At 71.1% G+C, this 25,027-nt stretch carries 21 protein-coding genes; 9 read left to right on the top strand and 12 right to left on the bottom strand.

The window, feature by feature from the left end; translation table 11 throughout:
• Positions 1-102 precede the first annotated feature (102 nt).
• Complete coding sequence (gene fmt, locus ACFSOX_RS05570) at positions 103-1,035, bottom strand: methionyl-tRNA formyltransferase (RefSeq protein WP_378476804.1); 933 nt, start codon at positions 1,033-1,035, stop codon at positions 103-105.
• Between the two features lie 273 nt (positions 1,036-1,308).
• Between fmt and ACFSOX_RS05565 the strand changes: the two genes are divergently transcribed.
• The 5 genes from ACFSOX_RS05565 (at position 1,309) to atzF (ending at position 8,750) form a co-directional block, all read left to right on the top strand.
• On the top strand, positions 1,309-2,001 hold the full coding sequence (locus ACFSOX_RS05565; RefSeq protein WP_378476803.1) for a DUF2848 domain-containing protein: 693 nt from the start codon (positions 1,309-1,311) through the stop codon (positions 1,999-2,001).
• A gap of 2 nt (positions 2,002-2,003) precedes the next feature.
• Positions 2,004-2,783, top strand: a complete 780-nt coding sequence (locus tag ACFSOX_RS05560) for a M15 family metallopeptidase (protein ID WP_378476802.1) — start codon at positions 2,004-2,006, stop codon at positions 2,781-2,783.
• A gap of 182 nt (positions 2,784-2,965) precedes the next feature.
• A complete protein-coding gene (locus tag ACFSOX_RS05555; RefSeq protein ID WP_378476801.1) occupies positions 2,966-5,650 on the top strand; it encodes a bifunctional diguanylate cyclase/phosphodiesterase in 2,685 nt (894 codons plus the stop codon).
• A 188-nt stretch (positions 5,651-5,838) separates the two neighbouring features.
• Positions 5,839-6,741 (top strand): NAD(P)-dependent oxidoreductase, encoded by a 903-nt coding sequence (locus tag ACFSOX_RS05550; RefSeq protein ID WP_378476800.1) that lies wholly within the window; start codon positions 5,839-5,841, stop codon positions 6,739-6,741.
• 206 nt (positions 6,742-6,947) lie between these two features.
• Positions 6,948-8,750, top strand: coding sequence for an allophanate hydrolase (atzF, locus tag ACFSOX_RS05545; protein ID WP_378476799.1), 1,803 nt, complete (start codon positions 6,948-6,950; stop codon positions 8,748-8,750).
• On the opposite strand, the gene ACFSOX_RS05540 is transcribed toward atzF, so the two are convergent.
• From ACFSOX_RS05540 to ACFSOX_RS05515, 6 genes are all read right to left on the bottom strand, one after another.
• Positions 8,695-9,414 (bottom strand): GntR family transcriptional regulator, encoded by a 720-nt coding sequence (locus ACFSOX_RS05540; RefSeq protein WP_378476798.1) that lies wholly within the window; start codon positions 9,412-9,414, stop codon positions 8,695-8,697. The two genes, atzF and ACFSOX_RS05540, sit on opposite strands and share 56 nt — an antisense overlap.
• Positions 9,411-10,490: an oligopeptide/dipeptide ABC transporter ATP-binding protein gene (locus ACFSOX_RS05535; RefSeq protein WP_378476797.1), complete on the bottom strand. Its 1,080-nt coding sequence runs from the start codon at positions 10,488-10,490 to the stop codon at positions 9,411-9,413. Before ACFSOX_RS05535 ends, ACFSOX_RS05540 begins: the two co-directional genes overlap by 4 nt.
• Positions 10,487-11,458 (bottom strand): ABC transporter ATP-binding protein, encoded by a 972-nt coding sequence (locus tag ACFSOX_RS05530; protein WP_378476796.1) that lies wholly within the window; start codon positions 11,456-11,458, stop codon positions 10,487-10,489. Before ACFSOX_RS05530 ends, ACFSOX_RS05535 begins: the two co-directional genes overlap by 4 nt.
• Before the next feature lie 232 nt (positions 11,459-11,690).
• Complete coding sequence (locus ACFSOX_RS05525) at positions 11,691-12,545, bottom strand: ABC transporter permease (RefSeq protein WP_378476795.1); 855 nt, start codon at positions 12,543-12,545, stop codon at positions 11,691-11,693.
• A gap of 232 nt (positions 12,546-12,777) precedes the next feature.
• Positions 12,778-13,791 carry an ABC transporter permease gene (locus tag ACFSOX_RS05520; protein WP_378476794.1) on the bottom strand — a complete coding sequence of 338 codons (1,014 nt, stop codon included), beginning with the start codon at positions 13,789-13,791 and terminating at the stop codon, positions 12,778-12,780.
• Positions 13,792-14,008: 217 nt separating this feature from the next.
• Entirely contained in the window at positions 14,009-15,628 is a 1,620-nt protein-coding gene (locus ACFSOX_RS05515; RefSeq protein WP_378476793.1) for an ABC transporter substrate-binding protein, read from the bottom strand.
• Between the two features lie 382 nt (positions 15,629-16,010).
• Between ACFSOX_RS05515 and phnD the strand changes: the two genes are divergently transcribed.
• From phnD to phnE (ACFSOX_RS05495), 4 genes are read left to right on the top strand one after another with little or no spacing between them, the layout of a single operon-like run.
• Complete coding sequence (phnD, locus tag ACFSOX_RS05510) at positions 16,011-16,970, top strand: phosphate/phosphite/phosphonate ABC transporter substrate-binding protein (protein ID WP_378476792.1); 960 nt, start codon at positions 16,011-16,013, stop codon at positions 16,968-16,970.
• Positions 16,971-17,023: 53 nt separating this feature from the next.
• Positions 17,024-17,887, top strand: a complete 864-nt coding sequence (gene phnC / locus ACFSOX_RS05505) for a phosphonate ABC transporter ATP-binding protein (protein ID WP_378476791.1) — start codon at positions 17,024-17,026, stop codon at positions 17,885-17,887.
• Positions 17,888-17,891: 4 nt separating this feature from the next.
• Positions 17,892-18,701, top strand: coding sequence for a phosphonate ABC transporter, permease protein PhnE (phnE, locus tag ACFSOX_RS05500; RefSeq protein WP_378476790.1), 810 nt, complete (start codon positions 17,892-17,894; stop codon positions 18,699-18,701).
• Positions 18,701-19,519 carry a phosphonate ABC transporter, permease protein PhnE gene (phnE, locus tag ACFSOX_RS05495; protein WP_378476789.1) on the top strand — a complete coding sequence of 273 codons (819 nt, stop codon included), beginning with the start codon at positions 18,701-18,703 and terminating at the stop codon, positions 19,517-19,519. Before phnE (ACFSOX_RS05500) ends, phnE (ACFSOX_RS05495) begins: the two co-directional genes overlap by 1 nt.
• Before the next feature lie 175 nt (positions 19,520-19,694).
• On the opposite strand, the gene hutW is transcribed toward phnE (ACFSOX_RS05495), so the two are convergent.
• From hutW to ACFSOX_RS05470, 5 genes are all read right to left on the bottom strand, one after another.
• Positions 19,695-21,632, bottom strand: coding sequence for a heme anaerobic degradation radical SAM methyltransferase ChuW/HutW (gene hutW / locus ACFSOX_RS05490; RefSeq protein ID WP_378476788.1), 1,938 nt, complete (start codon positions 21,630-21,632; stop codon positions 19,695-19,697).
• A 156-nt stretch (positions 21,633-21,788) separates the two neighbouring features.
• The gene (locus ACFSOX_RS05485) at positions 21,789-22,613 is read right to left on the bottom strand and encodes a heme ABC transporter ATP-binding protein (protein ID WP_378476787.1); all 825 of its coding nucleotides are present in this window, start codon (positions 22,611-22,613) and stop codon (positions 21,789-21,791) included.
• Positions 22,610-23,695 (bottom strand): FecCD family ABC transporter permease, encoded by a 1,086-nt coding sequence (locus tag ACFSOX_RS05480; RefSeq protein WP_378476786.1) that lies wholly within the window; start codon positions 23,693-23,695, stop codon positions 22,610-22,612. The genes ACFSOX_RS05485 and ACFSOX_RS05480 overlap by 4 nt, the downstream gene beginning before the upstream one ends.
• Entirely contained in the window at positions 23,692-24,708 is a 1,017-nt protein-coding gene (locus tag ACFSOX_RS05475) for a heme/hemin ABC transporter substrate-binding protein (RefSeq protein WP_378476785.1), read from the bottom strand. Before ACFSOX_RS05475 ends, ACFSOX_RS05480 begins: the two co-directional genes overlap by 4 nt.
• A gap of 7 nt (positions 24,709-24,715) precedes the next feature.
• On the bottom strand, positions 24,716-24,925 hold the full coding sequence (locus ACFSOX_RS05470) for a hemin uptake protein HemP (RefSeq protein WP_378476784.1): 210 nt from the start codon (positions 24,923-24,925) through the stop codon (positions 24,716-24,718).
• Positions 24,926-25,027 lie beyond the last annotated feature (102 nt).

Genomic DNA, 25,027 nt, shown 5'->3' with positions numbered 1-25,027 from the left:
CTTCGGCCGGCATGTCGTCAGGCCGGCAAGTCGTTCACGTCAGCACACCGTTCACGTCGGCACACCGTTCACGTCAGCACGCCGTTCTCGCGAGCACGCCGTTCACGCGAGCACGGTGCCGGGCTCGACCGCCGTGCCGCGCAGAAACTCGTCCGCCGTCATCGGCTGGCGGCCGGCCCGCTGGAGCTGCAGGATGCGCACGGCCCCGTCGCCGCACGCGATCGTGAGCCGGTGGTCCAGCACGGTGCCGGGCGGCCCCGATCCGTCGCCGCGCGTCGTGCGCAGCACTTTTATGCGGGCCGGGCCCTTCGCCTCGGGCAGTTCGAACCAGGCGCCGGGAAACGGCGACAGGCCGCGGGCGTGGTCGTGCACGGCGGTCCACGGCTTCGTCCAGTCGATGCGGGCTTCCGCCTTCTCGATCTTGGCCGCGTAGGTGACGCCCGCTTCGGGTTGCGGGGTCAGCGCGAGGGGGCCGCGCTCCAGTGCGGCGAGGGCTCGCGCCATCAGGTCGGCGCCGAGCCGCGCGAGCGCGTCGTGCAGGTCGCCGGCCGTCATGTCGGGCGCGATGGCGAGCCGCTCGGCCATGGCGATCGGGCCGGTGTCGAGCCCCTCCTCCATGCGCATCACCATCACGGCCGTCTCGGGATCGCCCGCCATCACGGCGCGGTTGATCGGCGCGGCGCCGCGCCAGCGCGGCAGCGCCGAGGCATGCAGGTTGAAGCAGCCGAGCCGCGGCGCGTCGAGCACCGGCTTCGGCAGGATGAGCCCGTAGGCGACCACGACGGCGGCGTCGGCGTCGTGCGCCCGGAACGTCGCCTGCGCCTCCTCGTTGCGCAGCGTCTTCGGGGTCAGCACGGGGATGGCGAGGCGGCGCGCCTCCTCCTCGATCGGGGTCGGCTGCAGCGCCATGCCGCGGCCCGCCGGTTTCGGCGCGCGCGTGTAGACGGCGACGACCTCGTGGCCGCGACCGACGATTTCGAGGAAGGTCGGCACGGCGAAATCCGGCGTGCCCATGAAGACGAGGCGGAGCGGCATGACGAGCCCGAATCGCCGGGACGGCGCGCCGCGACCGTAGTCGAACGGGATGCCGCAAGCCAAGCCGTGCCGACCCTGATCCGGACCGCCGGCGCGGTGCGCGAGCTCGCCCGGATCACGACCCGGAACGTCCCTTAGTTGTCGGTGCTTTTCGGGAAGGGCTATGGTTCGGTTGGGATCCGGCCCGCGACCGCGGGCGACCTGGGCAGACCGCGCTGGCGTGCCGGACCACGCGCCCGGGCCGCGCCCGGGCGGCAGCCAGGACAGGACCACATGCCTGCCGAGACCCTGACGTTCCGGACGCTGAGCGGCAGCGCCATGGATCGGCGCCCGATCGAGCTGCGTACCGTCGTGATCGCGGTGTGGACCAGCCGCGACCCGACCGGGCGCGATCTGCGCGTCGCCGAGATGGAGGCGCTCGGCATTCCGCGCCCGCCCTCGACGCCGCAGTTCCGGCGCATCTCGACCCATCGGCTGACCTCGGCGGACGCCATCGAGGTGGTCGGGAGCGAGTCGTCGGGCGAGGTCGAGGTGGTGCTGGTGCGCGACGGTCGCGGCCTGTGGGTCGGGGTCGGCTCTGACCATACCGACCGGCGGATCGAGCGCAGCGAGCCGCACGTGGCGAAGCAGATGTGCGACAAGCCGATCGCGCCCGACCTGTGGGCCTTCGACGACGTCGCCGACCATTGGGACTCGCTGATCCTGCGCTCCTGGATCGTCGAGCACGGCGAGACGCGCCTCTATCAGGAAGGCACGGTCGGCGCGATCCTGCCGCCCGGCGACCTGATGCGCGCCTTCGTAGGACGTGAGGATCTGCCGGAGGGCACGGCGCTCTACTGCGGCACCTTCGCGGCGATCGGCGGCATCCGGCCGTCGTCGCGCTTCGCCTACGAGCTGTTCGATCCGCAGCGCGAGCGACGCATCGTCCACGCCTACGACGTCGTCGCGTTGCCGGCCGGGATCTGAGGATGCGCATGCGACGGGCGGAGTCTCTCGGGGCCGTGACGGCGGTCGTGTCGATCGCGGCGGCGCTCTCGGCGACGGGCGCGATCGCGCCGGCCGTGGCCCAGTCGGCCGGGTTGCCGGAGGGCTTCGTGCGGCTGCGCGAGCGTGATCCCTCGATCCGCCAGGACATGCGTTATGCCGGGCCGTTCAACTTCACCGGACGGCGCGTGCCGGGGTATCTGGCCGGCGAATGCATCCTGCTGCGGCCGGTCGCCGACGCGCTCGCCCGCGCCCAGGCGCGCCTGCTGGCCGAGGGTTATTCGCTGAAGGTCTACGACTGCTATCGGCCGGAGCGGGCGGTGCGCGCCTTCGTCGCGTGGGCGCAGAGTCCCGAGCCCGACCGCATGGCGCCGATCTTCTCGCCGGCGATCCACAAGTCGCAGCAGTTCGCGCTCGGCTACATCGCCAAGCGCTCCCGCCATTCGCTCGGCATCGCGGTCGATGTCGGGCTGGTGCGGGCCGACGAGCCCGACCTGCCGACGCCGCGCGAGGCCGGCCCGTGCGACGGCCCCTTCGCGCAGCGAGCGCGCGAGTCGAGCCTCGACATGGGCACGGCCTACGATTGCTCGGCGGCGGCGAGCGCGACGGCCGCCCGGGTCGCACCCGCGGCGCGGGCGAATCGCGACCGGTTGGTCGGCGCGCTGGCGGCGGAAGGCTTCCGCAACTACCGCCTCGAGTGGTGGCATTTCGACTATGGCGGGCCGACGCCACCGCTGCGGGTGTGGGATTTTCCCGTGAAATGAGAAGTCTTCACCGAGATCGCGCGAGAGGCGATCGTTCGCGGCCTCGGATGATGGGAGATCGGCTTCGCCCGGCTCACCCGCGTGATTAACCTTCCGGTAACGGCCGACGAGAAAATACCGGGAGTTGAGTCGATTCCTCCACCTTCGCCGTCCAGAATAGGCCGAGTGTTGGTGGGGACCACATGAAGGCGCGCGGACTCGTTCTGCCGTTCCATGCGCTGATCGCGGTCGCCGGAGCCCTGATCGGAATCGGGCTTCTGGCGATCGGCCTGACCGTCTGGGGTCTCAGGTCGGACGCGATCCGCGTATCGGTGCGCGACTCGGAGAACATCGCCCTGCTGATCGGCGATCAGATCGCCGGGGCGGTTGAGCCGCTCGTCGACATTCTCGACGAGGTTCGCGAGCGCGCCGCCGCGGTGCACATCGACAGCGAGGAGGCGTTTCGCCGCCACTTCGGCTCCGAGGTGGTGTTCCAGACGCTCAACGATCGTCTCCGCCGGCTGCCCGGCCGCGCCGTGATCACGATCACCAACCGTGACGGCGAGACCGTCAACACGACCCGGGCGTGGCCGCCGCTCACGATGAATCTCGGCGACCGCGAATACGTCACCACGTTCGGCGGCAAGCCGTCCGACGCGCTGTTCGTCAGCACGCCACTGGTGAGCCGCGTCACCGGCGAGACCACGATCTATTTCAGCAAGGCGATCGTGAGCGATCGCGGCGAGTATCTCGGCGTCGTCACGGCCGGCTTCGAGATCGCCTATTTCGAGCGGATCTGGCGCTCGATCGCCAGCCTGACCGGCCGCACCTTCCTGCTCGTCCGCACCGACGGAACCATCCTGGCCCGCTTCCCGGATCCGCGCCGCTGGGCCGGCGAGCGGCTGCCCTCGACCTCCCCGTGGTACCGCGTGGTCGCGGAGGGCGGGGGCTCGTTTCTGGGCGGCGGCTTCTTCGATCCGGAGCCTCGTTGGGTGTCGGTGCAGCCGCTCGACCGCTTCCGGCTCGTCGTCGACATCGCCGTGTCGGAGAACCTGGTGCTCGAGGCGTGGCGGCGTCGCGCCGTGCTGATCGCGATCGCGACTCTGCTCGCCGTTCTCTCCGCCGTGATGCTGCTGCGCGCCCTGATTCTCCAGTTCCGCCGGCTGACCCGCTCGGAATCCTCGCTCGCCGCGACGTCGGCGGAGCTCAAGCGGGTCAATGCGCGGCTCGATACGGCGCTCAACAACATGTCGCAGGGCCTGTGCATGTTCGACAGCGATCAGCGCCTGGTGATCTGCAACGAGCGCTACCTGCGCATGTACGGGCTGACGCCCTACGATGCGCCGGCCGGCACCACGCTCGACCAGCTCCTCGCCCGCCGCCTCGCCGCCGGCACATTCATGGGCGACATCGCCGATTATCGGGCCCGCCTGCTCGACCGCCTCAGCGACGGCACCCGCATCTACATGCAGACCGAGCTGCCCGACGGCCGCATCGTCGCGGTGCTCAATCAGGCGACGCCGGACGGCGGCTGGGTGGCCACCCACGAGGACGTCACCGAGCGCCAGCGGGCGGCCCGGCGCATCGCTCACATGGCGCGTCACGACGCGCTCACCGACCTCGCCAACCGGCTGTTGTTCAGCGAGCGCATGGACGAGGCCTTCGCCCGCCTGCACGACACCGGCGAGGGATTCGCCCTGTTCATCTTCGATCTCGACCTGTTCAAGGCGGTCAACGATTCGCTCGGCCATCCGGTCGGCGACGCACTGCTCAGGGCGGTGGCCGAGCGGCTGCGCAAGCACGTGCCGGAGGACTGCACGGTCGGCCGCCTCGGCGGCGACGAGTTCGCCATCCTGATGCCCGGCGGCGGCGACCGCCGCGGCGCCGCGGCGCAGCTCGCCGACACGCTGCTCGACGTCGTCGGCGCGCCCTACGACGTCGACGGTAGCCGCATCGGCATCGGCATCAGCGCCGGCATCGCGCTCGCCCCGGAGGATGGCGACGACACCTCGACGCTGTTGAAGAACGCCGACCTTGCCCTCTACCGGGCCAAGGCGGCGGGTCGGCACTGCGTCCGGTTCTTCGAGGCCGAGATGGACGCACAGGCCCGCATGCAGCACGTGCTGGAGATCGACCTGCGCAACGCCCTCGCCCGTGGCGAGCTCGACGTCCATTATCAGATCATCGTCGACGTCGGCACCCGCATGCCGTGCGGGGTCGAGGCGCTGGTGCGCTGGCATCACCCCGTCTTCGGGATCCTGCCGCCGGACCGCTTCATCCCGATCGCCGAGGACACCGGCGCGATCATGGCGATCGGCGAATGGATTCTGCGCCGCGCCTGCGCGGATGCGATGGCGTGGCCGGAGCACATCAAGATCGCCGTCAACCTCTCGCTCGTGCAGTTCCGCGATCCGGGCCTGGTGCCGATGGTGCGCGGCATCCTCGCGACCGCCGGCCTGCCGCCGGCGCGGCTGGAGATCGAGATCACCGAATCGGTGCTGCTTCAGAAGAACGCCGCCATCACGGGCATGCTGACCGAGCTCGCCGGGCTCGGTATCAACATCGTGCTCGACGATTTCGGCGTCGGCTACTCGTCGTTGAGCTATCTGCGACTGTTCCCGTTCTCCAAGATCAAGATCGACCGCGGCTTCGTGAGCGAGATGACGCAGCGCACCGATTGCGCCACCATCGTCAGCGCCGTCACCGGCCTCGCCCACGCCCTCGACATGGCGACCACGGCCGAAGGCGTCGAGACCTGGGAGCAGTTCCGCCTCGTCCAGGCGGCCGGTTGCAGCCAAGCGCAGGGCTATTTGTTCAGCACGCCGCAGCCGGCCGACCGCATCGACTTCTCGCGGCGCGGCAACGGCGAGCGCAGCCATCACGGCTGAGCGTCTTCGCGATCCGAGGGCTCCGCCGGCCGGCCGGTCGGCACCTGACGCGCCGTCGCTGACAAGCCCGATGCGACGCGTTAGAACAGGGGCCGGCGTCGGCGACCTCCGGGTCGCGACGACCCGCCTCGCCTCGACCCCGTCCGCGTCGTTTCCTTACAGCCCCGTCCCATCGTCAGGATCTCACCATGCAGGATTCGCGCATGCCGGTCGGCCTGATCGGCCTCGGTCTCATCGGCACGGCGCTGGCGCAGCGTCTGCTCGGCGCCGGCTTCGCCGTGGTCGGTACCGACATCGCGGCCGACGCCCGCACCCGCCTCGCCGGGCTCGGCGGCATCGCGGTCGATACGGTCGCGGAGATCGCGCGGCGCTGCGAGCGCGTGCTGATCGCGGTGTTCAACAGCGATCAGGTCGAGAGCGTGATCGAGGGCGAGGGCGGGCTCCTGTCGGTCGACCCGGCGTCGCGCCGCACCCGCCTCGTCCTCAACTTCGCGACCTGCGATCCCGACCGCATGGCGGCGCTCGCGGCGCGGCTCGTGCCGACAGGACTCGGCTTCCTGGAGACGCCGCTGTCGGGGGCGAGCGATCAGGTCGCGCGCGGCGAGGCGGTGTGTCTGGTCGGCGGCGAGGCGGCGGCGCTGGATTCGGCAAAGGACATCGTCGCGGCGGTCTGCGCCAAGTCCTTCCATCTCGGCCCGGTCGGCAACGGCGCCAAGGCGAAGCTCGCCACCAACCTGATTCTCGGCCTCAACCGCGCGGCGCTCGCCGAGGGGCTCGTCTACGCCGAGCTCCTCGGCCTGCCGCTCGACGCCTTCTTCGAGGCGGCGCGCAACTCCGCCGCCTATTCGCAGGCCATGGACGTCAAGGGTCGCAAGATGATCACGCGCGACTTCGCCACCGCCGGCAAGGTGGCGCAGTCCGCCAAGGACTTCGCCCTGATCCTCGGCACGGCCCGCGAGCACGGCCAGGCGCTGCCCTTCGCGGCCGCCTATGCCGAGGCGATGGCCGGCTGCATCGCGGCCGGCGAGGGCGACTGGGACAATTCGGCGATCATCGAGCACATCCGCCGCCAGCGCACGCGTCAGGGGTGAGGGAGCACGATCTCGGATCGTTCCCGGGCTTTCCGTCGTGGATCCCGGCTCACGCGGCGCCGCACCGCGTCCGCGACACGAGGTTGCGTCCGAACGGTCATCCTGCGCCGCCGTGATCGTGGCATTGCGCTTGCACGAATCTCGTGCTGACAAGGCATGTGCAGGACAAGACATCCGGTGCAGACCGGCAGCACGAGGGGGAGCCCGTGGCGGAGACCGTGGTCGACATCGTGAGCGCGCATCGCAGCCGCAGCGCCGATCCGGCCGAAACGGTCGCGCGCGCCTATGCGCGGGCCCGCGCCTACGACGATCCTGCACTCTTCATCACCCTGCGCGACGAGGCCGACGCAATCGCCGAAGCGCGCGCGCTCACGGCGCAAGGCCCCGCCGGCAGGCCGCTCTACGGCGTCCCGATCGCCGTGAAGGACAACATCGACGTCGCCGGCCTGCCGACCACGGCGGCCTGCCCGGGCTACGCGTACATGCCGGCGCGCGATGCGACCGCGGTGGCGCGGCTGCGCGCCGCCGGCGCGATCGTGATCGGTAAGACCAATCTGGATCAGTTCGCCACCGGCCTCGTCGGCGTGCGCTCGCCCTACGGCACGCCCCGCAACCCGCACGACCCGGCGCTCGTTCCCGGCGGCTCGTCGTCCGGCTCCGCCGTCGCGGTCGCCGCCGGGATCGTGCCGCTGGCGCTCGGCACCGACACGGCGGGCTCGGGGCGCGTGCCGGCCGGCCTCAACAACATCGTCGGCCTGAAGCCGAGCCTCGGTCTCGTCCCGGCGACCGGCGTCGTGCCGGCCTGCCGCTCGCTCGACACCATCTCGGTGTTCGCGCTGACCACCGACGACGCTCATCTGGCGCTCGCCGCCATGGCGGGACCGGACCGGGCCGACGCCTTTTCGCGCAGCTTCCCGGCCGTGGTGCCGGGACCGCTGCCGGCCGGGCTGCGCATCGGCGTGCCGCGCCACGCCGACCGAATCTTCTTCGGGGACGGGCGCGCCGAGACGGCGTTCCTGCGCGCCCTGGAGATCGCGGCCGAGCTCGGCGCCACGCTGGTCGACCTCGACATGACGCCGTTCTACGCCACCGCGCGGCTGCTCTACGAAGGCCCGTGGGTCGCCGAGCGCTTCGCCGCGGTCGGCGAGTTCATGGCGACACATCCCGACGACGTGCATCCGGTGACCAGCGAGATCGTGCTCGGCGGCAGCCGGCCGACCGCCGTCGACGCCTTCCAGGCCTTCTACACGCTGCAGGAGCTGCGCGTGCGGGCGCGCGAGACGCTCGCCCATGTCGACCTGCTGATGGTGCCGACCGCGCCGGCCGCCTACACGGTGGCGGAGGTGGAGGCGGAGCCGATCCTCCTCAACAGCCGGCTCGGCACCTACACCAATTTCGTCAATCTGCTCGACATGGCGGGGCTCGCCGTGCCGGCGACCATCGCCGCGGACGGCACGCCGTTCGGCGTCACGCTGCTCGCGCCGGCCGGCCGTGACGCGGTGCTGGCGTCGCTCGGGCGGATGCTGCACGCGAAGACAGGCCTGCCGCTCGGCGCGCTCGGCGTGCCGCAGCCGGAGCTGCCCGCGCTCGCGCCGGGGGCGCGCGAGGGCGAGGTCGTGCTCGCCGCGGTCGGTGCGCATCTCACCGGCCTGCCGCTCAATCACGAGCTGACCGGCCTCGGCGGTCGTTATCTGGAGACCACGCGCACGGCGGCGGACTATCGGCTGTTCGCGCTGCCCGGCACGACGCCGCCGAAGCCCGGCCTCCTGCGCGTCGCCGCCGGCTCGGGCGGGCCGATCGAGGTGGAGCTGTGGGCGCTGTCGGCGCAAGCGTTCGGCCGTTTCGTCGCCGCCGTGCCGTCGCCGCTGTCGATCGGCAACGCGACGCTGTCCGACGGCCGCGTCGTCAAGTGCTTCCTGGTCGAGGCCGAGGCGGTCGCCGGTGCCCGCGACATCACGGCGTCGGGTGGGTGGCGCGCGTTTCTCGCGAAAGGGACGGCTCCGGCGTGAGCACGCCGCGGGTGTCGGCGTAGACGCCGTACTCCTCGCACACCGTCATGATGTGGGCCTGCATGGCCTTGACGGCGCCGTCGCGGTCGCCGCGCAGGATCGCCCGGACGACGCGGTCGTGCTCGGCGTGGGACTTCGCCAGCCGGCCGAGATTGCGGAACTGGGCGCGCCGGAACGGCTGCAGCCGGGCGCGCGTCGCCACTGTGATCTCGGTCAGATAGGCGTTGTGGGCGCCGGCGTAGACGGCGCCGTGAAAGACCTCGTTGGCCTCGTGGAAACGCTGCGGATCGCCGAGCCGGACGAGCGCGCCGAGATCCTCGTGGACGCCTTCGAGCGCGCGCCGCTCGGCGCCGGTCATGCGCTCGGCGGCGAAGCCGGCGCACAGCGCCTCGAGCTCGGCCATCGCCTCGAACATGCCGACCACCTGGGCGTCGCTCGGCCGCGCCACCACGGCGCCGCGATGCGGCCGCGAGTCGACGAGGCCACTCGCCGCGAGCTGTCGGATCGCCTCGCGCACCGGCGTGCGCGACACGTTGAATCGGCGGGCGAGCTCGCTCTCGTCGAGGGCCGTGCCGGGCTGCAGCGCGCCGCGCACGATCTCGTCGGCGAGCTGCAGGCGCAGCTCCTCGGCGAGCGTGCGCCGCCCGGTGTCGGTGCTGCTCATCGGGACGTGATCTCCTCGGCGAAGTGACAGGCGACCTCGCGGTCGCCGAAGCGGCGCAGCGTCGGCATCTCGGCCTTGCAGCGGTCGGTGCCCTTCGGGCAGCGGCCGTAGAAGCGGCAGACGTTCGGGTCGGGATCGATCGGCGAGCGCGGCTCGCCCTGCAGGCGGATGCGCCCCGCGCCGCGGTCGTGCAGGCTGGGCGCGGCGTCGACCAGGGCGCGCGTGTAGGGATGCAGCGGGTTCGCGAACACGTCGCGGGCCGGACCGGACTCGACGATCTTGCCGAGATACATCACCAGCACGCGGTCGCAGATCAGCCGCACGACGCCGAGATCGTGCGAGACGAACAGATAGCTCATGCCGAGATCGGCCTTGAGCGTCTGTAGGAGCTGCAGGATGACGACCTGCACCGAGACGTCGAGCGCCGCGGTCGGCTCGTCGAGCACCAGCAGGTCGGGCTCGACCGCGACGGCGCGCGCGATGCCGACGCGGGCGCGCTGGCCGCCGGAGAGCTGATGCGGGAACCGGGTCAGCAGCGCCCGCGGCAGCCCACATTGATCGGCGGCACGCTCGACCTTCGCCGTGAGCGCCGCCCCCTTGAGGCCGCGCAGTCTTCGCAGCGGATCGGCGATCGCGGCGAAGGCGGTGAAGCGCGGATTGATGCTCTCGCCGGCGTCCTGGAACACCATCTGGATGCGGCCGCGGTCCGGATCCTTCGCGAAGCGCCGGGCCGGCGTGAGCGACAATTCGCGACCGCCGAGCCGAACGATGCCGGCGGACGGGTCGAGCAGACGAGTGAGCACGCGCACCAGCGTGGACTTGCCGCAGCCGGATTCGCCGACCAGCCCGACCGTCTCGCCCTTCCTGATCACGAAGCTCACGTCGTCGACGGCGTGGACGTGCGGCAGATGCGTCGGGCCGCCCTTCATGCGTCGGCGCAGCCGGCCGAGCGGCCCGATCGTGCCGCTCACCGGGAATCGCTTCTCCAGCTCGGCGACGTCGAGCAGCGGCATGTCGGCCGGCGGCGCGTCGTGGATGACGGCGGCGTGCTCGGTCACGGCGAGGGGTGCGGTCATGACAGCGGGTTCCGGCAGGCGACGACGTGCTCGGGGATCGCGAGGGCGGGCGGCAGCGCCGCGTCGCAGTCGGCGAGGCGGCGCGGGCAGCGCTCGGCATAGCGGCAGGTCGGCAGGTCGAGCCGGCGCAGATCGGGCAGCGTGCCCGGGATCGAGGCGAGGTCGTCAAGGCTCGCGGCGGCGTCGGGCGTCGCGGCGATCAGCTCGGCCGTGTAGGGATGGCGCGGCCGCGCGAACAGTTCTCGGGTCGCTGCGTTCTCGACCACGTGGCCCGCGTGCATGACCACGATCCGGTCGGCGCGCTGGGCGGCGAGCGCCAGATCGTGGGTGATGAAGATGGTCGCCATGCCGATGTCGCGGGCGAGGTCGCCGATCAGATCCATGATCACGGCCTGGGTCGTCACGTCGAGCCCGGTGGTCGGCTCGTCGGCGATCAGCACCGAGGGCTTCGCGGCGAGCGCGATGGCGATCATCACGCGCTGGCACATGCCCCCCGACATCTCGAACGGATAAGCCTTCGCGCGGCGCCCCGGATCCGTGATGCCGACGGCGCGCAGGAGGTCGACGGCGCGCTCCGGCGCCTCGCGGCGCGGCACGTTGGCATGGCGGATCAGCACGTCGGCGATCTGCCGGCCGACCGGGCGGATGGGATTGAGGGCCGTGCGCGGATTCTGGAAGATCATCGCGATCTCACGCCCGCGCACGGCGGCGACCTCGTCGGCGGTCGCGGCCAGAAGATCGAGCCCGCCCAGCACGGCGCGACCGGACGTGATCTCCCCGGCCGGATCGAGAATTCCCATCACGGCATAGGCCGTCACCGACTTGCCGGAGCCCGATTCGCCGACGATCGCCAGCGTCTCGCCCTTGGGCACCGCGAAGCTGACGCGCTCCAGCGCCCGCACCGTGCCGGACCGCGTGCGGAACGCGACCGAGAGGTCTTCGACCAGAAGGGCCGGGGCGGCGGTCATGGGCGGCTCCCTCCCGACGAGCGTGGCGGCGGCCTCCGGCTCACCTCTCCCCTGCGGGGAGAGGTCGCCGCGCGGAGCGCGGCGGGTGAGGGGGTGCCCACGCCGGCGTCGGAACCCCTCACCCCGGTCGCGAGCTGACGCTCGCTCCCGACCCTCTCCCCATGGGAGAGGGTACGGGGGCCGGTTGCAACGCCCGGTGCGGAGGCGACGACTTGCTCGTGCTGGATCACCCTCACGTCCGCCTCCGCGGGTCGACGATGTCGCGCAGGCCGTCGCCGAGCAGGTTGAAGCAGAACACGGCGATCATCAACGCGAGGCCGGGGAAGAAGGCGATCCACCATTCGCCCGAGACGATGAAGGCGGCCCCCTCGGCGACCATGATGCCCCACTCGGGTGTCGGCGGCCGCACGCCGAGCCCGATGAAGGAGAGGCCGGCGGCGTTGAGGATCGCGTAGCCCATGGTGAGCGACATCTGCACGACCAGGATCGGAATCACGTTGGGCAGGATCTGGAAGACGAGAATCCGCCACTCGCCGTTGCCGGAGAGCCGCGCTGCTTCCACGAATCCGGCCTCGCGGCGGACGTTCGCCTCGGCGCGGGCGACACGGGCATAGAGGGGAAAGTTCACGATCGCGGTGGCGATGACGATGTTCTGCACCGTGTTGCCGAGCGCCGCGACGATGCCCATGGCGAGCACGAACAGCGGGAACGCCATGATGGTGTCGGCGATGCGGCCGACGATGCGGTCGGTCCAGCCGCCGAAGAAGCCGGCCGCGACGCCGGCGAGCCCGCCCATGCAGAAGACGAGCACGACCGAGGCGACGGCGATGCCGAAGTCGAGCCGGGTCGCGACGATCACGCGCGAGAAGATGTCGCGGCCGAGCTGGTCGGTGCCGAACCAGAATCGCGCCGAGGGCGGCTGCAGCGCCATCGCCGTGTTGGAGGCGAGCGGATCGTGCGGCACCAGGAACGGACCGAACAGCGCGGTGAGCACGATGGCGACGAAGAGCCCGAAGGCGAGCCCGGTGACCGGGTTCTCCGACACGACATAGCGCGCATGGCGCAGCGTGGCGACGAGGGCGGTCATGACATCCACTCCAATCCGTCACCCTGAGGTGGCCGCGCGGGACGCGCGGGCCTCGAAGGGCGACGGCATCGATCTCTGGCTTGCCCGAGATCGACACCAATGAAGGCCAAGTCGGCGACGCCGACTTGGTGGCCGCATCCTTCGAGGCCCGGCCGCGCCGGGCACCTCAGGATGACGGCGTCGGTGAGGAGCGCGCGGCGACATTGCAGCTCGGATGCCATCATCCCAGTCATCATGCGTCCATCCTCGCGCGGGGGTCGATCAGGCCGTAGAGGAGGTCGATCGCCAGATTGAGGGCGACGTAGAGCACCGCCATGGTGAGGACGAAGCCCTGCACGGGGGCGAAGTCCGAGGCGATCAGGGCCTCGACCGCGAAGGAGCCGATGCCGGGCCAGGCGAACACCTTCTCGACCAGCACGTTGGCGCCGAGCAGGAACGAGAACACCATGCCGAGCGTCGTGATCACCGGCAGCATGGCATTCCGAAAGGCGTAAGTGACCACGACCGTATAAGAGGCGAGGCCGCAGGCGCGCGCGGTGCGCACGAAGTCGGAGGAGAGCACCGCGAGCATCGAGGCGCGCGTCATCCGGGCGATCGGGGCGAGCGCGAAGATGCCGAGCGTCATGGCGGGCAGTGCGAGCTGCGTCAGGCTCGCCCAGAAGGTCGGGAGATCGCCCGCGAGAAGGCTGTCGATCAGGTAGAAGCCTGTGACGGTCGGGGGCGCGCTGTCGAACACCCCGAGCCGGCCGAGCGGCGCCGGCGCCCAGCCGAGCAGATAATAGAACACATAGACCAGGATCAGCCCGGTGAAGAACACCGGCAGGGAGACGCCGGCCGTGGTGACGATGCGGCAGGCGTGGTCGACCATCGAGCCGGGCTTGGTCGCGGCGAGGATGCCGAGCGGCACGGCGATCGCCATCGAGACAAGAAGCCCGAGCAGCGTCAGCTCGGCCGAGGCGGGCAGCCGCGCCGCGATCTCGGCCGCCACCGGCTGCCCGGTGGTCAGCGAGGTGCCGAGGTCACCGCGAAAGAGCGCTCGGACATAGTCGAGGAACTGGACGGGGAGCGGCTGGTCGAGTCCGAGCTTCGACCTGATCTGCTCGATCGCCTCGGCGCTGGCGGCGGGCCCCGCAAAATAGGCGGCCGGATCGCCGGGCAGCGCCCGGGTGAGCAGGAACGTCACGATCACGACCCCGATCAGGCTCGGGATCGTCATCACGAGGCGTTTCAAGATCAGGGTCGGCATGATGCGCTCCGCAGCGTGGCGCCTGTCTCACCTCTCCCCGCGTGCGGGGAGAGATCGACGTTCGCGCGATCGGCGCGGACGTCGGGTGAGGGGCCTCTCGGGGATACGGAGACGCCCCCTCACCCGACTCGGACCTTCGGTCCGAGCCACCCTCTCCCCGCACGCGGGGAGAGGAAGTGCCGGCGCTGTGCCGGCTCGGTTCATTTGTACGTCGCGCTCACGCCTTGCTCAGCGTGCGGTAGTCGAGCTGGCGGTGGAACCAGTAGCGATAGCCGGAGACGCTCTTCTGCATCGCCGCGTTCAGATAGGGCTGGAACAGCGGGATGCGCGGCACGTCGGCGAACGCCTTGGCGACGAAGCCCGTCACGTCCTTGTCGTAGGCGGCGGTGTCGCCCTCGGCGGCCGCCTTGCGGGCGGCGTCGATCAGCGCGTCCATCTCCTTGTTCTGGTAGCTCATGGTGTTGAACAGCGAATTCTGGCCGTGATAGCACCAGAAGAAGAAGTACTCGGGATAATCGAGCCAGCCCGAGAAGAAGTTGGAGATCAGCGGCATCTCCTTCTTGGTCATCTCGGCGCGCCAGCTTGATCCCGGCACCTTGTTGATGGTCGCCTTGATGCCGATCTGGGCGAGACTCTCCTGCACCAGCACGCACAGCGGCTCGTTGACGGCGGCGAAGCCGAGGTCGAACGAGAGCGTCGTCTCGAAGCCGTTCGGCAGGCCGGCCTTGGCGAGCAGCGCCTTCGCCTTGGCGAGATCCGTGACGTAGCCGTGCGGCTGCGGCCAGGCGGTCGAGAGCGCGGCCCCCTCCGGCGCGCCGAACATCGGCTTGGCGAGGCCGAACATCACGGCGTCCATGATCTTCTGATAAGGAATCGCGTAGGCGACGGCCTGCCTCACCTCCAGCTTGTCGAAGGGCGGCTTGGTCACGTTCATGCCGATATACTGGATGCCGTTGCCGATCGGGCTCGACACCACGGCCACCTTGCCGGCCTGGCTCAGCTCGACGAAGTCCTTGTTGGGCAGGTCGAACGAGATGTCGGCATCGCCGCGCTCGATCAGGGCGCGCCGGTTTCCGGCGGACGGGACCATGCGCCACACGATGCGCTTGATCTTGGGCAGCGGCCCGCCCTTCCAGGTCTCGTTGCGCTCGTAGATCACCTCGGTGCCGGGCGTCCACTTCGTCACCTTGTAGGCGCCGCCGCCGGCCGTGTTGGCCTTGGCGTACTCCATGGCCCACGGATCCTTCTCGGTGGCGTTCTTCTTCATCAGCTCCGAGTTGAAGATCGACGGCACGATGACGGCGATGTCCGGAATCGTCAGCTTGTCCTTGCGGATGAAGTCGACCCGGAACGTGTGGTCGTCGACGACGACGAACTGCTCGGGCTTCTCCAGCGAGCCCGCCTTCATCTGGAAGGTCGGGAAGCCGCCGACCGTGACGGCGCGGTCGAACGACCACTTCACGTCCTTGGCCGTCACCGGCGTGCCGTCGTGGAAGGTCGCGTCCTTGCGCAGCTTGAAGGTTGCCGACGTGTCGGTGACGGTCCAGTCCTCGGCGAGCTCGGGCGTGTATTTGTCGCGGTCGTAGGAGGCGACGCCGTTCTCCAGCGTCTTGGTGCCGTGCGAGATCAGCCGGTCGTAGCAGTTCCAGGCGACCTCGTAGCCGGGGCGGTTGGTGCCGACGCCGTGAATGTCGAGATTGTTCGGGCCGCTCTCGGAGACCAGCAGCAGCGTCTCGTTGCGGGCCTGGGCCTTCGCCTCCGACCAGATCGCCGGGGCCGGGAGCATGCTGCCGGCCGCCAGGGCCGTCATCGACTTGAGGACGTCTCGACGCTTCATTCTCGTTCTCCGAATGGCAGGGCGGGGGCGCGGGGCGTGAGACCTCCCGCAAGCGGCGTGCCAACTCGGCGCGGGCGCCGGGTCGATCCGGCGAACCTGCTGAATCTCCGATGGGAACGGGCGTGGCGAGGGAAGCCGTGCGAGGCTGCCGCGGCGCCGAGGCTCCACTCTCATTGCATACAAGACAGGTCGGCATGCCGAACAAATAGGCAAAGTCGAGAAAGACGCGGGTCGCTTTGGGCCTCGCCGGGCGAATCCGTCGCAGCCGTCACATCACTGTAATACGAGCGGCCTAGGCGTCCGGGTCGGATCCCGGCCGCGGCCGCGGCGCGTCGTCGGACCGCCGCCGGCGCGCGGCGGGCCGCACATGGAGATCTCCGCGATGCGCGTTCGCCGCCTCGGCGCCCTTCTCGGCGCCCTTGCCCTCGCCCTGCAGCCGTTCACCGCCGCCGCGCTCGACGCCCGCTACACCGACGCCGACGGCGACCTCGTCGCCGACGCGCCGACCGATCCGAAGCAGTGGGTCGACCCCGCGACGTTGATCTTCGCCTACACGCCGGTCGAGGATCCCGCCGTCTACGCCAAGGTGTGGGACGGCTTCCTGCGCCACATGGAGAAGGTGACGGGCAAGAAGGTGCAGTTCTTCCCGGTCCAGTCCAACGCCGCCCAGCTCGAGGCGATGCGGGCCGGCCGCCTGCACGTCGCCGGCTTCAACACCGGCTCGAACCCGATCGCCGTCAACTGCGCCGGCTTCGTGCCCTTCGCCATGATGGCCTCGCTCAAGGGCGAGTACGGCTACGAGATGGAGATCATCACGTATCCGGGCTCCGGCGTGACCAAGCCCGAGGACATCCGCGGCAAGAAGATGGCCTTCACGTCGCAGACCTCGAACTCCGGCTACAAGGCGCCGTCGGCGCTGCTGCGGGAGAAGTTCGGACTCGAGCCCGGCAAGGACTACGAGCCGGTGTTCTCCGGCAAGCACGACAACTCGGTGATCGGCGTGGCCAACAAGGACTATCCGGTGGCCGCGATCGCCAACTCGGTGATGCTGCGCATGCTGGCCCGCAACGTGGTCAAGAAGGACCAGCTCGTCTCGATCTACAAGTCGCAGACCTTCCCGACCACCGGCTACGGCATGGTCTACAACCTGAAGCCCGAACTCGCCGCCAAGGTGAAGGAGGCGTTCTTCTCGTTCGACTGGACCGGCAGCGATCTCCTCAAGGAGTTCCAGTCGACCGAGCCGCCGCAGGAGAAGTTCATCCCGATCACCTACAAGCAGCATTGGGAGGTGGTGCGCGACATCGACAAGGCGATGGGCATCTCCTACGATTGCAAGGGCTGACGCGCCGAGGCGTCGTGCGCGCGAGCACCGACACGGGCGAGGGCTGATCCCGCATGCTGCGGATCGAGGGCTTGCGAAAGCAGTACCGCACCGGCGACGCCGCGCTGCGCGGCGTCGACCTCGTGGTGCCGGCCGGCGAGGTGATCGGCCTGATCGGCCCGTCGGGCGCCGGCAAGTCGACGCTGATCCGCTGCGTCAACCGGCTGGTCGAGCCGACGTCCGGCCGGATCTTCCTCGGCGACGACGAGGTGACGGGCGCGTCGCGTCGCGCATTGCGCCGGCTGCGCCGCCGCATGGGCATGATCTTCCAGGAGTTCGCGCTGGTCGAGCGGCTGACCGTGATGGAGAACGTGCTGGCCGGTCGGCTCGGCACGGTCCCGTTCTGGCGCAGCCTGGCGCGCCGCTTCCCGCCCGCCGACGTGCGTAACGCCTTCGCGACGCTCGACCGCGTCGGCCTCCTCGATCACGTCGACAAGCGCGCCGACGCGCTCTCCGGCGGACAGCGCCAGCGCGTCGGCATCGCCCGCGCGCTGCTGCAGGATCCCGACCTCCTGCTGATCGACGAGCCGACCGCGAGCCTCGATCCGAAGACGTCGCGGCAGATCATGCGACTGATCGGCGAGGTCTGCGCCGAGCGCCGCCTCGCCGCGATCGTCAACATCCACGACGTCGCGCTCGCCCAGATGTTCCTCGGCCGCATCGTCGGGCTGAAGGCCGGCGAGGTCGTCTACGACGGGCCGTCGTCCGGGCTCGACGCGACCGTGCTGACCCGCATCTACGGCGAGGAGGATTGGACCCGCACGGCGCGCGCCGGTGATGCCGAGGCGGAGGACGACGGTTCGGGGCCGGGGTCCGCCGGCCGTTCCGCGCCCGCCTCCGTGACGTCGATGGCCGCGCTGCGCGCCGCCGCCGAGTGACGCCGTGACGCTCGCCGCCGCCTCCTATCCCGACCGCTGGCGGCGCCCGCCCTTCATCGTGCGGCCGTGGCTGCGTGTCGTCCTCTACGGCGGCGCGATCCTCTATCTTGTCGTCGCGGTCGGCTCGGTCGAGGTGAATTGGGCACGCCTCGCGGAAGGCGTGCCACGCGCCGCCCGTCTGCTCGCCGGCTTCATGACGCCGGACTTTTCCAGTCGCTGGGGCGACATCGTGCAAGGCATGCGCGAGAGTCTCACCATGACGGTCACGTCGACGGTCGCCGGCATTTTCCTGGCGATCCCGATCGGCATCGGCGCCGCCCGCAATCTCGCGCCGCCGCCCGTCTATCTGGTCTGCCGCGCCGTCGTCGCGCTGTCGCGCAGCTTCCACGAGGTGATCGTCGCCATCCTGTTCGTCGCCATGGTCGGCTTCGGCCCGTTCGCCGGCTTCCTCACCCTGACGGTCGCCACCATCGGCTTCATCGCCAAGCTCCTGGCCGAGGACATCGAGGACATCGACCCGGCGCCCGTCGAGGCGATCCGGGCGACCGGCAGCTCGTGGCTGCAGCTCGTCGACTATGCGGTGCGGCCGCAGGTGATGCCGCGGCTGATCGGCCTGTCGCTCTACCGGCTCGACATCAACTTCCGCGAGTCCGCCGTGGTCGGCATCGTCGGTGCCGGCGGCATCGGGGCGACGCTCAACACCGCGCTCGACCGCTACGAGTACGGCAGCGCCGCCGCGATCCTGATCCTGATCATCGCCATCGTCATGGCCGCCGAGTACGGCTCCGGCCTGGTGCGCAAGAGGATCCAGTGATGCCGGTGAGCCGCGCCATCGACGGCACGCCGGTGTGGCGGCGCACCACGCGCAGGCGCGCGCTCCTCGGCTGGGTCGCGTGGTTCCTGCTGGTCGCGCTCGTCGTCGCCGCCTGGGAGGAGATGACGCGCGACACCATCTGGGCCTTCGTGTGGGACGCGCCGCGGCAGGCCGCCGACATCGGCGCCCGCATGGTGCCGCCGCGCTGGTCCTATCTCGGCGAGCTCCTGCGCCCCCTGTGGGACACGCTGGCGATCGCCACGCTCGGCACGCTGCTGGCGCTGCCGATCGCCGTGCCGGTCGCCGCGCTGGCGGCCCGCAACACGACGCCGAGCGTCGCGCTGGTGCGCCCGGTCGCGCTCCTGATCATCGTCGCGTCGCGCTCGATCAATTCGCTGATCTGGGCGCTGCTGCTGGTCACGATCCTGGGCCCCGGCGTGCTCGCCGGAATCGTCGCGATCGCGCTGCGCTCGGTCGGCTTCATGGGCAAGCTGATCTACGAGGCGATCGAGGAGATCGACCCGGCGCCCGTCGAGGCCATGCAGGCGACCGGCGCCTCCGCCCTGCAGGTGATGGACTACGGCATCGTGCCGCAGGTGATGCCGGCCTTCGCCGGCATCACGGTGTTCCGCTGGGACATCAACATCCGCGAGTCCGCCGTGGTCGGCCTGGTCGGCGCCGGCGGCATCGGCCTGTCGCTCGAGGCCTCGCTCAACACCCTCGCCTGGTCGCAGGTGAGCCTGATCCTGCTGGTCGTGATCGCCACCGTGCTGGTCAGCGAGTGGGTGTCGGCCAAGGTGCGGCACGCGATCATCTGAGGGGCCACACGACGCCCGACGCTGCACCGTCCTCACCCTGAGGAGGCCGCGCAGCGGCCGTCTCGAAGGGCGAGGACGGCCACGGCACCATGTCGCCGATGAGGTGGCCGCATGGTTCGAGACGCGGCCTTCGGCCGCTCCTCACCATGAGGGGAGAGGCGGCGGGGCGCCTCGTTCACCCCGCCAGCCGCACCCGCATCGCCTCGAACTTCGCCACCTGCTCCGGGTCCATGCTGCGGTCCGGCAGGCGGCGCACGAAGATCTTGAACATCGCCTCGCCGTCGCCGTCGAAGAACTGGATCGAGCAGCTCTCGCGGCCCATGAACGGGCGACGCACGAAGGCGATCGCCGTGCAGCGGTCGGCCTTGATGTGGCCGCCGATCGGGCTGTCGCCGTGCAGGTTGAAGTAGCCGCGGCCGAACTCGCCGGGCGGGATCGCGCCGGCACATTCGAGCACGATGCTCGGCGTGTGGACGATGAACAGCATCGTCCCCCACGTCGTCAGCTCGCCCATCACGTCGGCGAACTTGTCGGCCGGCGCGAACGTGCAGTTCTCCGCCGGCAGCATGCGGGTCGCCTCGAGCGTCGAGACGCCGTGCTGGCGGGCCAGGACTTCGAGAACGCCGTCCGGGTTGGCGGCGAGCTGCGCCGCGAGCGCGTCGGGCGACGGGGCGGGGGCGACGGCCGTGTTGGTCATGGGAGGCTCCTTGGAGGATGGCGAGGGCTCGGCGGCGCGGTCGAGCGCCGCGTAGAGGCCGCTGGTGAGATTGGTGATCCAGAAGGCGCCGGCCGTGGTGGTGCGCAAGAGGCCGCCGCCGTGCGCGCTGTCGTGCGCGCCGCCGCCCTCGCCCTCCGCCGCGTTCGCGGGGACGACGAGACCGGCCTCGCGCCAGTTGGCGAGCAGCGGCGCGGCCGCGGCGGCGAAGCCGGGCGCCAGGCGGTCGACGGCCGCGAGGTCGACGCGGCCGCTCTCCAGCCCGGCCGTGATGGCCGCCTGGGCGGCGTAGCGGGCCGGCATGCGCGACAGGCCCTCGACCGGCGCGCGGCCCTGCGCCTGCAGGGCGCGGCGGCGCTCGATCTCGATGACGTTACGCCAGCGCACGCCGTGCGCCTGGCCGCCGGCGCCGGGGCCGAAGGCGAGGCACGGCATGCCGCGCTTGATGCCGGCATTGTAGACGTTGCGCTCGGCGTCGGAGCGGACGAAATGCGACTGCGACACCTGGCGGAAGCCGAGCGCGGTCAGGCGCGCCACGCCGGCCGCATAGGCCTCGGCCTGCCGCGCGATCGGGCTCGCCGGCGGCAGCTTGCCGGCCGCGATGGCGCGCGACAGCGGGCCGCCGCCCCAGATGTTGAGCGCATAGAGCGTGACGCCGTCGAGCCCCAGCGCGGCCACGGTGTCGAGGTCGCGCGCCCAGGTCTCCTCGGTCTGGCCGGGCAGGCCGTAGATCAGGTCGCAGACGATCTTGGCACGTCCGAGCGCGACGAGCTCGCCGATCGCGGCCCGCAGCTCCTCCTCGGCGAGCTTACGGCCGAGCCGGCGGCGGATCGTGGTGTCGAAGCTCTGCACGCCGAGCGAGATGCGGTTCACGCCGGCCCCGATCGCCGCCACGGCCTTGGTCAGGCCGAAGTCGTAGGCGCGTCCCTCCAGCGTGACCTCGCAATCCGTCGCGAGCGGCAGATGGGTGCGCAGGCCCGCGACCAGCCGGGCGAGCCCGGCGGCGGGCAGGCCGGTCGGCGTGCCGCCGCCGATATAGACGGCGGCGATCGGCGCCGAGGCGACCAGCGGCGTCGCCGCGCGCGCCGCCACCTCGGCGACGATGTCGTCGACATAGGCCGCGGCCGCCTCGGGGCGCCAGACGTTCTGGAAGAAACCGCAGAACAGGCACCGGCTCTGGCAGTAGGGCACGTGCAGATAGGCGAGCGCCGGTTCTTCGCGCGGCGTTTCGAACACCCGGGCCAGAACCGCCTCGGTCTCGGCCGGATCGATCGCCGTGCTGCCGCGCCACGGTGGCGCGAAGCTGCGGCCCGAGAAGGCCTGGGTCAGCGCGTCGCGCCCCGGCGGCACCAGGAAGGACTCGAGGGTCTGCGGCGCCGAGGCCGGGTGATCGCGCATCCCGCCGGAGGCGTGGCCACCCCCGTGCGGGGGGCTGCTGCCGTGCGGATGTCCGCCGGCGTGCGGGTGACCACCGCCGTGCGGATGCGCGGGGCCGGATTGACCGCCCGCGGCCTGCCGTGTCGCAATCCCCTGCATTCCCCCCTCCGTGCGCCGTCAGCTCCTCGGGCGCGCGCCGCCGACCGGTCGCCCGGTGCGCGGCGTGATCATGTGCGGCAGCACGCAAGGCGTGCCGATCGGCAGGCCGCAGCTCGCCAGCTCCACCTCGAACACGCGGGCCAGCATCTCGGCCGTGATGACGCTCTGGGCCGGACCCGACGCGGCGATGCCGGCGCGGTGCATCACCACGACCCGATCGGCGAACGCGGCCGCGAGATTGAGGTCGTGCAGCACGGCGACGATCGCGGTTCCGGATTTCGCGCGCGCCCGCGTCGTCGCGACGAAGTCGATCTGGTGGCGCAGATCGAGCGCCGCGGTCGGCTCGTCGAGCAGCAGGAGGCCGGGGCCGTGATCCGCCTCGCCGCGGGCGAGCTGGACCAGCACGCGGGCGAAATGGGCGCGGTGCTGCTCGCCGCCCGACAGCGTCGTGATGATGCGGTCACGGCAGGGCAAGAGATCGACCTCGGCGAGTGCGGCTTCGACCAGCGCGTCGGCGTGCGGCCCGTGCGCGTCGCCGGCCCCCATGCGGACGACCTCGTCGACCGTGAAGGGGAACGCCACCGCGATGCTCTGCGACAGCACGGCGCGATGGCCCGCGAGCGCCTTCGGCGCGTAGTCGCCGAGCGGCGTGCCTTTCAGGACGACCGTCCCGGCGACGGGGCGGATGTCGCCGGAGAGCACGCGCAGCAGCGTCGACTTGCCGGCCCCGTTGGGGCCGACGATCGCCACCGTCTCGCCGGGCGCGACGGCGAGATCGACGCCGTCGAGCAGCGTCGCCCGTCCCGCTCGCACCGTCACGCCGGTCGCCGCGATCAGGGTCATAGGCCCACCACGGCGCGCTGGCGCAGCAGGAGCGCGAGGAAGAACGGCGCGCCGATCAGTGCCGTGACGATGCCGACCGGCAGCTCGGCCGGCGCCGCGATCGTGCGGGCGATCGTGTCGGCGATCAGCAGCACGAGGCCGCCGAACAGCACGGCGGCGGGCAGCAGCATGCGGTGGCCGGGCCCGATCACGAGACGCAGGAGATGCGGCACCACGATGCCGACGAAGCCGATGACGCCGCTCGCCGCCACGGCGGCGCCGACCCCCGCCGCCATCAGCACGATGGCGAAGCGCTTCAGGCTCTCCACCGGCACGCCCATGTGGAACGCCTCGGCCTCGCCGAGCACGAGCAGATCGAGGCCGCGCGCGATCATCGGCAGCGAGGCCAGCACGGCGGCCAGGAACGGCAGCATCGCCCACACTTTCGGCCAAGTGGCGCCGGCCATCGAGCCGAGCGTCCAGAACGTGATGTCGCGCAGCTGCCGATCGTCGGCGAGGAAAACGAGCAGGCCGGTGCCGGCGCCCGCCAGGGCCGCGACGGCGAGACCGGCGAGCAGGAGTGTCGCGATCGAGGTGCGGCCCTCGCGGGTGGCGATGCGGTAGAGCAGCGCCGTGACGCCGAGCGCGCCGACGAAAGCGGCGAGCGGCAGCGCGTCCGGCCCGAAGCTCCCCAGGAGCTTGTCGCCGAGCACGATGGTCGTCGCCGCCGCGAGGCCGGCGCCGGCCGACACGCCGACCAGGCCCGGATCGGCGAGCGGGTTGCGGAACAGGCCCTGCATGATCGCGCCGGCGGTGGCGAGCAGCGCCCCGACCGCGATCGCCATGGCGACCCGGGGCAGCCGGATCGAGACCAGGATCAGCCGATCGCGGGTGATGTCGGCGGCGGTGCCGTCGGCGAGCCCGAGCGCGGCGAGGAGACGGCCGGGCGGGATGCCGGCCGCCCCGATACCGGCCGAGGCGACGGCGGCGGCGAGCAGCAACAGCGCGAGCCCGACGATCACGACCCAGCGTGGCAGCGCCCGCAGGCCCGGCGGACCGCTGCGCGCCACGAGGGCGGGATGGCGGGCCGCGGCCTCGGTCATTTGAGGCACGCCTCCAGCGCGGCGTCGTGGCGGGCCGTCAGGGTGTCGACGGCCGGCAGCGACTCGGCGGCGGGCTTGGCGGCGGGGGCGCCGAGCACGGCGAGCCGTTCGGCGAGATCGCGGACGGCGAGCGCGGTGCGCGGGCCGAAGCCGAGCAGATATTGGCCGTTCATCGAGACGAAGGCCTTGGCGGCACCGGCCGGCGTCATCACGAAAGCGGGCCGTGACAGCACCGCCTCGGCCGTGAAGGTCTGTCCCGGGCGCTCCATCGTCAACACCACGTCGGGCTGCGCGGCGATGATCGCCTCGTCGCCGACCGGCTTGTAGCCGGCGAAATCCGCCATCGCGTTCGTGGCGCCGGCCATGCGGATGATGCCGTCGGCGGCGGTGTCGCGGCCCGCCACCATGGCGCGCTCGTTGACGAAGGAGAGCACGAACAGCACGCGCGGCGGCCGGCCGGCGGCACGCGGTCCGGCCGGCGTGGCGAGCGAGGAGAGCTCTTGCGCGACGGCGGCGGCGAGGCAGTCGCCGCGTCGCGGCTCGCCGGCCGCGGCGGCGACGAGACGGATCTTGTCGAGGATGCCGTCCGGCGTGAAGCGGTCCGGCACCTGCACGAACGGCACCTTGGCGGCGCGCAGCACGGCGAGCGCCTCGGGCGGGCCGGAGCCGTCGAGCGCCAGCACCAGCGACGGCGACATGGCGAGAATGCCCTCCGGCGACAGCTGGCGCATGTAGCCGACATTCGGCTTGTCCTGGAGGGCGCTCGGCGGATGGATGCTGGTCGTGTCGACCGCGACGACGCGCGCGTCGAGCCCGAGCGCGTAGAGGATCTCGGTGACCGAGCCGCCGATCGAGACGATGCGGCGCGCGTCCGTCACGCCGACGTCGCGGCCGGTCGCGTCCGTCACGACGATCTCGGCGGCGCGCAGCGACGTGACGTCCGCCGCGAGCAGGCCGACTCCGACCAGCGTCGCCGCCGCGAGACGCCGAAGCCCCGGACGCGTCCGTGTCATGAAAGCCTCACTTGGTCAGAATCAGCTTGTTCTGCGCGGTCAGCCGCAGCCGGTAGGCGTCGGGCCCATGTGAAATGATGATCTCGCGGGTGGCGACGAACAGATCACGGCTCTCGATGCGATGGTCCACCACCGTCACACTGCGTTCAGCCCGCGTGTCGTTCGCGCCCGCCGGGGTGGCGGAAACGGAACCTCGGTCGATCTCGGTGCGGTTCATCTCGGGGCCTGTTCCGCTCTGTACTGCATAGTCTTGACGACGACTATAGTTTAGAGCCATTTTAGACTGGATACTTGATCCTTAGAGAGATTCTAAACTATC

It is taken from the genome of Rhodoplanes azumiensis, from assembly GCF_042682915.1.
Taxonomy (GTDB): Bacteria; Pseudomonadota; Alphaproteobacteria; order Rhizobiales; family Xanthobacteraceae; genus Rhodoplanes; species Rhodoplanes azumiensis.
Note: the sequence above shows the minus strand (reverse complement) of the source record. Positions and strands in the feature narration are given on the sequence as shown.